A 9,153-nucleotide genomic window follows, 5' to 3' on the forward strand; every position below is an offset into this window, starting at 1 on the left:
TATAATAACAGGGTTAAGGAAGAGATGAAAGTCAAGGATGCGAAAACCAGCCATTGCTTTAAGTGAAAATAGCTAAGCGTCCAAAATAGTAAGGTAAAGAAGAGACAGAGATAAAAAAGTGATTTTGGAGATTGGGAATTCATTGTAACTTCATTCCTCCTTTCTATAAATTATACAAAGACATCATAACAAAGACTTGTGTCCGTGAAAATAGCAAAAATGACTGATTGACCTTTTCTTACCTCAATTATTCGACAATATGGCTCTTTTGTCTCGGTCAAAAAGTGAGCAAGCTTCTAATAATTGAATTGACAGAGGTGAGAGTAAGTATTATGGTAATCACAAAGGTAGGGTATCATACTATGAAAAATATTTTTAGAACAATTCAATTGCAAAAAAAGTTACAAGTTTATAGTTGTTTCATGACTTTTGTTATGCTTTTTATTAGCATTCACAATATTAATGACCACTCGGATTATCGGATCAACTGGCTGAGTCAACTCTTATTTTTAGGATTATATTTTAATTCAGAAAAAATTTTCAAGGATGGCAGTTGGTTGAGACTTTTTATCATTTTCTTTCTTTGTGACTACTTGATGAGTTACCTTTCGCTATTTTCTTTTTGCTTTATTCAAATAAGTTTGTTAAATGCTGTCACTCTTGCTCTCTTATCCATGAGTCTCTTTACCTTATTGACATTATATTCTGGATGGATGGCTAAAAACAAAATGGTGTAGCATAAATGCTCTGATGCAGTCAATTTAGGTCGAAATTATTAATAGAAATTTGAAACAGAAAGGAAAAATGATGAAGTTTTTTAAACTAATATTAACTAAACTTTCCAAAATTTATTTTTTTCTTGTTGGTTTTTATGTCTGCGGAAAATTTTTTTAGGTGAACAGACAGTCATTGTTAGAGGGCAAACAATCATTATCCTATTTCAATTGTCATTATTATTAGCTGCACTAGTGTTAGTAAGAGATTATAAAAAGAAATAAGCTAAAAAAGTATTGTTTGGAAATACTCTTTAAAGATTATTGACATGCAAAAGATATCCTATTATTTTAGGATATCTTTTTTAGATTTCCGAACATATATGTTATAATAACAATGTATAATTCGCCAATGAAAGGATTTGAATTGGAGTCATAGGCTTTAATTCTTGTAAAAATATGAAACTTTTAGTTGTTGGTTCTGGTGGCCGTGAACATGCTATCGCTAAAAAAATGTTAGAGTCTGATGGGGTTGAGGCTGTTTTTGTTGCTCCTGGTAATGATGGCATGACCTTGGATGGTCTGCAATTGGTCGACATTGCAATTTCCGAACATTCAAAATTGATTGCCTTTGCGCAAGAAAATGATATCGCTTGGACTTTTATTGGTCCAGATGATGCTTTGGCAGCTGGGATTGTCGATGATTTTAACACAGCCGGCTTGAAAGCTTTCGGCCCAAGTCGTTTAGCAGCAGAGCTTGAGTGGTCTAAGGATTTTGCCAAGGAAATCATGGTTAAGTACCAAGTTCCGACAGCAGCCTATGGCACATTCTCCGACTTCGAAGAAGCTAAGGCCTACATCCTAGAAAAAGGTGCGCCAATCGTTGTTAAGGCTGACGGTTTAGCTCTTGGTAAGGGTGTTGTTGTGGCTGAAACGGTTGATCAGGCGGTAGAAGCTGCTCATGAGATGCTTTTGGATAATAAATTTGGCGATTCTGGTGCCCGAGTGGTCATTGAGGAGTTTCTTGAGGGTGAGGAATTTTCACTCTTTGCTTTAGTTAATGGCGACAAGTTCTATATGATGCCGACAGCCCAAGACCACAAGCGGGCCTATGATGGTGACAAGGGGCCTAATACAGGCGGTATGGGAGCTTATGCCCCAGTTCCGCACATTTCACAAGATGTGGTTGATCAAGCTGTGGAAACCATTGTAAAACCTGTTCTTGACGGCATGATTAAGGAAGGGCGTCCTTACCTTGGAATCCTTTATGCGGGTCTGATTTTAACGGATGAGGGTCCTAAAGTTATTGAATTTAATGCTCGCTTCGGTGATCCGGAAACGCAGATTATACTTCCGCGCCTTACCTCAAACTTTGCCCAAAACATTACAGACATTCTTGATCAAAAGGACACCACAATCACTTGGTTAGAAGAAGGACTTACTCTGGGTGTCGTGGTTGCCTCAGAAGGTTACCCATTAGCCTATGACAAAGGTGTTGTTTTGCCAGCTAAAAGCGAGGGCGAGATTGTGACTTACTATGCCGGCGCTAAGTTTTCGGCGGATGGCCAAGCACTGCTGTCCAATGGCGGTCGGGTTTACATGTTGGTCACCACAGCTGACGATGTCTCAGCTGCGCAAACCAGAATTTACCAAGAACTGGACAAACAAAAACGGCCAGGCCTCTTTTACCGTAACGATATCGGAAGCAAGGCTTTGAAATAAAATTGGCAGTAGGTTTGTTAATTTATTTGAATTTATCATCAAATTGAAATATTAAAAAGCGCAAGCAAGAAGCGAACGTAGTGAGCAACTTGCAGTGACATAGTGGTGAAAGTCATAGCCTGTTAAGGCTATGACAGGGAAAATGGGAGACCTCAGGCTCACATTTTAACAATGAAACGCCCTAAATTGAGAAAGGCGGTTGCTTGTGTCCCTCACCACAATGTCACTGCAAAAAAAGAATCAATGATTCATATGGATGGTTTAATCATACGGAAAATAAACTTGAGACACTTTATTAATATATTTATATTTATCATCTGATAGACATCGTGAAAAGCGCAAGCAAAAAGCGAACGCAGTGAGCCAACTGAAAAAAGAAAAGTTATTTTAAAAAGGAGAGAAAATGGAAGCAATTGTATCCATCATCATGGGATCAAGTTCTGACTGGACTACCATGCAAAAAGCAGCAGACGTTTTGGATAAATTTGGCATTGCCTATGAGAAAAAAGTGGTTTCTGCCCATCGGACACCGGATTTAATGTTCAAACATGCCGAAGAAGCGCGTGGTCGTGGCATCAAAATTATTATTGCGGGTGCTGGCGGTGCGGCGCATTTGCCTGGTATGGTGGCTGCTAAAACAACCTTGCCAGTTATTGGTGTGCCTGTTAAATCGCGTGCCTTAAGTGGACTTGATTCCCTTTACTCCATTGTCCAAATGCCAGGTGGCGTTCCTGTCGCAACCATGGCTATTGGAGAGGCTGGAGCGACCAATGCGGCGCTAACAGCATTGCGAATCCTTTCTATTGAAGATCAAAAGATTGCGGATGCCTTGGCGGATTTCCAAGTGGAACAAGGTAAAATTGCGGAGGCTATGACAGATGAACTCACGTAAAACCATTGGCATTATTGGTGGCGGACAACTTGGTCAAATGATGGCTATTTCCGCTATTTATCTAGGGCATAAAGTGATTACGCTAGACCCGTCAGCCGACTGTCCAGCAGGGCGTGTTAGCCAGCTAATTGTGGCGCCTTATGACGATGTGGCTGCACTGACTGAGCTTGCGGAGCGCTGCGATATCTTAACCTATGAATTTGAAAATGTGGACGCCGATGGGTTAGATGCTGTCATCAAGGAGGGGCAACTGCCCCAAGGGACAGACTTGCTTCGGATTTCTCAGAACCGGATTTTTGAGAAGGAGTTTTTGGCTAATAAAGCCAAAGTCACTGTCGCACCTTACAAGGTTGTTAAGAGTGCTGCCGATTTGGACGCTATTGATCTCAGTAAAAAATACGTTTTAAAAACGGCGACAGGTGGTTACGATGGGCACGGTCAAGTGGTCATTGCATCAGAGGTCGACCTAGCTGCCGCTAGAGAATTAGCGGACTCTGCCGACTGTGTGCTGGAAGAATTTGTGGCCTTTGACTTGGAAGTGTCGGTCATCGTTTCAGGTAACCAAAAAAACTTTACCGTCTTCCCCGTTCAAGAAAACATCCACCGCAACAATATCTTGTCAAAAACCATTGTGCCGGCCCGCATTTCGGAAGGCCTAGCAGAAAAAGCTAAGGCCATGGCCTTGGAGATTGCTAAGGAGTTGAATCTAGCAGGAACCCTTTGTGTGGAAATGTTTGCCAGCAAAGATGACATTATTGTCAACGAGATTGCCCCAAGACCGCATAATTCTGGTCACTATTCTATCGAAGCCTGTGATTTCTCACAGTTCGACACGCATATTCTGGGTGTGCTTGGTTTGCCGCTTCCAGCCATTACTTTACACGCTCCAGCGGTCATGCTCAATGTCTTAGGTCAACATATGGACAAAGCGCAAGCCTATGTCCAAGAAAACCCTAGCGCCCACCTTCATCTTTATGGTAAACTAGAAGCGAAACAAAACCGCAAGATGGGACATGTGACGGTCTTTAGTGATGTGCCGGATGAGGTTGAGGAGTTGTAAGAAAAAAGTACTTTAGTAACTTGCCAAGAGGAAGTTTAGCTATGAAATTAGATTTAGTCGATGAAAAATTGTTTGATTGCGATGAGTTATTGTTAGATAAGCCAATAAATTTTATTTTCGGAAAAAATGGGACTGGTAAGAGTACAATTACTAGACTTGTAAAAGAACAAATTTGTGATAAAGACATAAGAGTTTATCAAGGGATAAATAGTGTAATGACTAGTGGTAGACTCAATTCTGTTATTCTTGGAGAAGAAAATATTGCTGCTCAGAAAGAAATTGAAAAATGTGAAAGTGAAATAGCAAAAATCATTGAGGACAAACAGAATTTTGAAGAAATTAAAAACTCCTATAACATTGAAATAAACTCTATCGATAAAAAAAAACAAGCACAGTCTAATAAATTAAAAAATTTTTATATTTCTTCAGCTAGAGAGATAAAGAATAATCCTATACACATAGCTAGGACCTCCTATAATCAATCAGCTTTTAGGGAAGAAATCAAATATGCTTTTCATCTCTCAGAAGATGAAAGAAATAAATGTAAAGAGTATCTTAGAATTGATGAAAAAATATCTATTTTTATAAATTTGCCAGAAGTTGATTTTTCACTACTACAAGATAATACAAAAAATATTTTTGAGAAAAAGATTGAAGAAGAGAGAGTAATCAAAAGGTTAGATTCTGAGTCTAAAATTAACTTTGCTAAAAGAGGTTTGGATATACACGATCATGGAGATGTTTGTTCTTTTTGTGGGAATAGAATTTCAGATGAAACTATTTCTGAATTGGAGGTTTTTTTCTCAGCTTCAAAGATAAAAGACCTCGAAGAGAAAATAGTAAATCAAATTAATGAAATTGATGTTGCGAAAAGTTTAATTGAAAATGTGAAAATAGATAGAGAAAATTTCTATAGTCAATATATTGATGAAGTAGTAGAAATTGAAAAGTTATGGGATAATTTAAAAAGAGAGCAATTAAAATTTTTATCTTCTCTTAGTGATAGAATGACAGAAAAAAAGTCTAAATTATTTTCTGAATTAATTTTCAATGATATTCCTATACCTAATACAGGCAAAACACTAATTGAAAAATATAACGTAGTCGTTGAACAAAATAATTTAGAAGACATTTCTAGATTAAAAAATTTTTCAAAAGAATTGTTAAGGTTTGATTTAATTTATACATTTATAGAAAATTTCGATTTGAATTCTGAAAAACATAAACTGATTTTCATACAGGATGAACTTGACAAATCAATACAAAAAGCACAGGAAAATATAAAAGAAATCCTTAAAATCGATGATAGAATTGCACAAATTCAAGAACGAATATCGAAGGAAGTAGAAAAAACTAAATCAGAAAAGAGATTAGCTACTAATATAAATAAGAAATTAGAATTGTATGTTGATTTTCAATTAGAACATTTTGATATTAAAGATGAAGCCCATCAAGGATATTATCGGATAAAAAATCTTTTTGACAATGGAGAACGTTATAGAGATATTGAAACCTTATCTGAAGGAGAAAAAAATATAATAGGTTTCCTATATTTTCTTGAAAAGCTTGAAGAGCAGACTGACAATCAGCTTGAAAAAGTTATTATTTTTGATGATCCTATGGACTCCAATGATGATATGATGCAATATATTATTATAACTGAAATACAAGAGCTGATGAAACCCATTGATAAAAATAGAACTAATGACATACTTATCATAATGACTCATAATTCTCATTTTTATATTAATGTAAAATATAATAGATTATATAAAGATGGTAAAGATTTAAATAATCATGATTGTTTAGGTGATAAATTCATTCGACTGCAGAAAAAAGATTCAATTACTTCAATAAAAATTTTAGAATCAGAGGGTCAAGACTTTACTACAAGTTACGAGCTTCTTTGGAAAGAATTAGGTTTTTTATATAACAACGATAAGCCTAATCTTATGTTAAATTCTATTAGAAGAATTATTGAAACGTTTACAAAATTTAATAGAATTGATAATTTTTATCAAAACAATAGAGAAGCACAAAAATTATTTAATGTAAATTCTCATTCTATCGATGATTTGGAGTCGGAATTAAATGGTAAGAGTAAAGATCAAATAATTTCAATGATGAGGAAATGTTTCAAAGATTCCAATTTAGAAAAACACTTTAATTCGCATTGGAAAGCTGCTAGGAAATGAAATTTCTCTCCTTCTTAAATTAATAATTAACTAAATAGAGGATAAAAAGTGTAATTTGCTAACAAAATTGAATATGGGATATGGATATCTACTAACAATTGAAAAAAATTGGAGTACATTTTTGAGTTTTGGTACGTAAACTTTTTTCAGAAAAATATAATAAGAATATTCTGTCTCTTTTGATACTGTGATAAACTAAGGACAGGAATGTTAGGAGCTATATATGGATTTGTTATTAATTGATAATTCAAATATTTTCATTGGGGTAAGAGATATTGTTACTTCGGAGGGGAGATTTGACTACGATAAATTTGTTAAAGACTATACAAACAATGTAAATCAAAAAAAAATTTTGGTAGGCTCCACTCCGCCAAAGAGTGATTCTTTTTGGTCTACAATGAGTAGTAAAGGTTTTGATATTTTTACATATGAGAGAAAAATATCAAGAGAAAAGGGTGTAGATGGGAAAATACTTGTAGAGGGCATTAAGCATTTAGAAAGATATAAAAAGCCAGGTAAGCTTATATTAATGAGTGGTGATTTAGATATGCGATCTCTGATCGAAGAAGCTTATTCAAAAAAATGGGAAATAATTCTTTGGGGCTGGAAAAATAGTATAAACTTAGAATATGTATCTGGGGATTTAAGTTGGTGTATTTCTAAGATTAATTATCTTGATGAAGTCGCAGAAAATCTTATTTATTTTAATCACGATGAAGAGGGATATTTTAAGAAGGAATATCTTAGAGAAAGACTTATAAGATTAGATAAAGAGAAAAAAGAAAAAGAATTTAAGCAATTTCAAGATGCCTCAAACCAAAAAGTTAAGAATCTGTTCTATCTTGATGAAGACATACAACAGAATTTTGTTAATCAAATCAATAAATCTACTACTCAAGCAAGCATTAATGAGATTCTGGAAACAGCAACAATAGAAGATAATAAATTGAAAGAAAAAATACAGAAGGAAGAGCTTGAGAGAATTCAGATAGAAAAAGAAAAGAAGAAACAGGAAGAGTATGCAAAAGAACAAGCTGCAGAAGAATTTTGGATTAATAATTGGCATATAATAGTTAGCGGTGTAGCAACTGTTGCAGGTGGAATTTGGTTTGCAATAAAGAAAAGCAAGAAATAAGGAGAAAAGATGTTAGAACGTTATTCACGCCCTGAGATGGCGAACATTTGGAGTGAAGAAAATAAGTACCGTGCTTGGTTAGAGGTTGAAATTTTGGCTGATGAAGCGTGGGCTGAGTTGGGTGAGATTCCTAAGGAGGATGTGGCTAAAATTCGTGCCAATGCCGACTTTGATGTGGATCGGATTCTTGAGATTGAAAAAGAAACGCGTCATGATGTGGTGGCTTTCACCCGTGCTGTTTCGGAAACACTTGGTGAAGAGCGCAAGTGGGTTCACTACGGGCTGACATCAACAGACGTTGTAGATACGGCTTATGGCTACCTCTACAAGCAAGCTAACGACATTATCCGTCGTGATCTTAAAAATTTCACTAACATTGTCGCTGAAAAAGCTAAAGAGCACAAAATGACCATCATGATGGGCCGTACCCACGGTGTCCATGCCGAACCTACTACTTTTGGGCTTAAGTTGGCTACTTGGTATAGCGAAATGAAACGTAACCAAGAGCGTTTTGAACATGCTGCGGCTGGCGTAGAGGCTGGTAAAATTTCTGGCGCGGTAGGCAATTTCGCCAATATCCCTCCATTTGTGGAAGAATATGTTTGCGGTAAACTTGGCATCCGCCCCCAAGAAATTTCGACACAGGTCCTACCTCGTGATTTACATGCCGAATACTTTGCGGTTCTAGCAAGCATCGCAACTTCTATTGAACGCATGGCAACTGAAATCCGTGGTTTGCAAAAATCTGAACAACGTGAAGTGGAAGAGTTCTTTGCTAAAGGGCAAAAAGGTAGCTCTGCTATGCCACATAAACGTAACCCAATCGGTTCTGAAAACATGACTGGTTTGGCGCGTGTTATCCGTGGTCATATGCTTACAGCCTACGAAAATGTTCCTTTATGGCATGAACGTGATATTTCTCATTCTTCTGCAGAACGGATTATTACTCCAGATACAACTATTCTCATTAACTACATGCTTAACCGTTTTGGCAATATCGTTAAAAACTTAACGGTCTTCCCAGAAAATATGATCCGCAATATGGGTTCGACCTTTGGTCTTATTTTCAGTCAACGCGTGATGCTTAAATTGATTGAAAAAGGCATGACCCGTGAAGGTGCTTATGACTTGGTTCAACCAAAAACAGCTTACTCATGGGATAACCAAGTGGACTTTAAACCCCTTTTAGAAGCTGATGAAGAAGTGACTTCTCGTCTAACTCAAGAAGAAATCGACGAGCTCTTCAACCCTGTTTATTACACGCAACGTGTCGATGACATCTTTAACCGTTTAGGTTTATAAGAAAAATAGGCTCTTTGTCAACTGTAGTGGGTAGATGAAAAGCTAAGATCTAGAGAGTATCAAATTGGTACTCTCTATTTTGATGTTCAAAGCAATCAAAATACGTTTTTTAAAGTTTTCAAAGTTCCGAAATC

6 protein-coding genes are annotated in these 9,153 nt (G+C 36.4%); all 6 read left to right on the plus strand.

Going from position 1 to position 9,153, the window contains the following annotated elements; all coding sequences use genetic code 11:
• Window positions 1-1,172: 1,172 nt before the first annotated feature.
• The 6 genes from purD (at window position 1,173) to purB (ending at window position 9,019) form a co-directional block, all read left to right on the plus strand.
• A complete protein-coding gene (gene purD, locus AT575_RS00270) occupies window positions 1,173-2,435 on the plus strand; it encodes a phosphoribosylamine--glycine ligase (RefSeq protein WP_102776661.1) in 1,263 nt (420 codons plus the stop codon).
• A gap of 403 nt (window positions 2,436-2,838) precedes the next feature.
• Complete coding sequence (purE, locus tag AT575_RS00275) at window positions 2,839-3,327, plus strand: 5-(carboxyamino)imidazole ribonucleotide mutase (RefSeq protein WP_102776662.1); 489 nt, start codon at window positions 2,839-2,841, stop codon at window positions 3,325-3,327.
• Window positions 3,314-4,387, plus strand: coding sequence for a 5-(carboxyamino)imidazole ribonucleotide synthase (purK, locus tag AT575_RS00280; protein WP_102776663.1), 1,074 nt, complete (start codon window positions 3,314-3,316; stop codon window positions 4,385-4,387). Before purE ends, purK begins: the two co-directional genes overlap by 14 nt.
• Window positions 4,388-4,428: 41 nt before the next feature.
• Window positions 4,429-6,582, plus strand: coding sequence for an AAA family ATPase (locus tag AT575_RS00285; protein ID WP_102776664.1), 2,154 nt, complete (start codon window positions 4,429-4,431; stop codon window positions 6,580-6,582).
• Between the two features lie 223 nt (window positions 6,583-6,805).
• A complete protein-coding gene (locus AT575_RS00290; protein ID WP_102776665.1) occupies window positions 6,806-7,717 on the plus strand; it encodes an NYN domain-containing protein in 912 nt (303 codons plus the stop codon).
• A gap of 9 nt (window positions 7,718-7,726) precedes the next feature.
• Window positions 7,727-9,019, plus strand: coding sequence for an adenylosuccinate lyase (gene purB / locus AT575_RS00295; protein WP_102776666.1), 1,293 nt, complete (start codon window positions 7,727-7,729; stop codon window positions 9,017-9,019).
• Window positions 9,020-9,153 lie beyond the last annotated feature (134 nt).

Source organism: Streptococcus penaeicida (assembly GCF_002887775.1).
In the GTDB taxonomy this organism is placed as follows: Bacteria; Bacillota; Bacilli; order Lactobacillales; family Streptococcaceae; genus Streptococcus; species Streptococcus penaeicida.

Coding starts and splice junctions, on each gene's coding strand:
- purK (WP_102776663.1), top strand. CDS start 3,314: ATGAACTCACGTAAAACCATTGGCATTATTGGTGGCGGACAACTTGGT.
- AT575_RS00285 (WP_102776664.1), top strand. CDS start 4,429: ATGAAATTAGATTTAGTCGATGAAAAATTGTTTGATTGCGATGAGTTA.
- AT575_RS00290 (WP_102776665.1), top strand. CDS start 6,806: ATGGATTTGTTATTAATTGATAATTCAAATATTTTCATTGGGGTAAGA.
- purD (WP_102776661.1), top strand. CDS start 1,173: ATGAAACTTTTAGTTGTTGGTTCTGGTGGCCGTGAACATGCTATCGCT.
- purB (WP_102776666.1), top strand. CDS start 7,727: ATGTTAGAACGTTATTCACGCCCTGAGATGGCGAACATTTGGAGTGAA.
- purE (WP_102776662.1), top strand. CDS start 2,839: ATGGAAGCAATTGTATCCATCATCATGGGATCAAGTTCTGACTGGACT.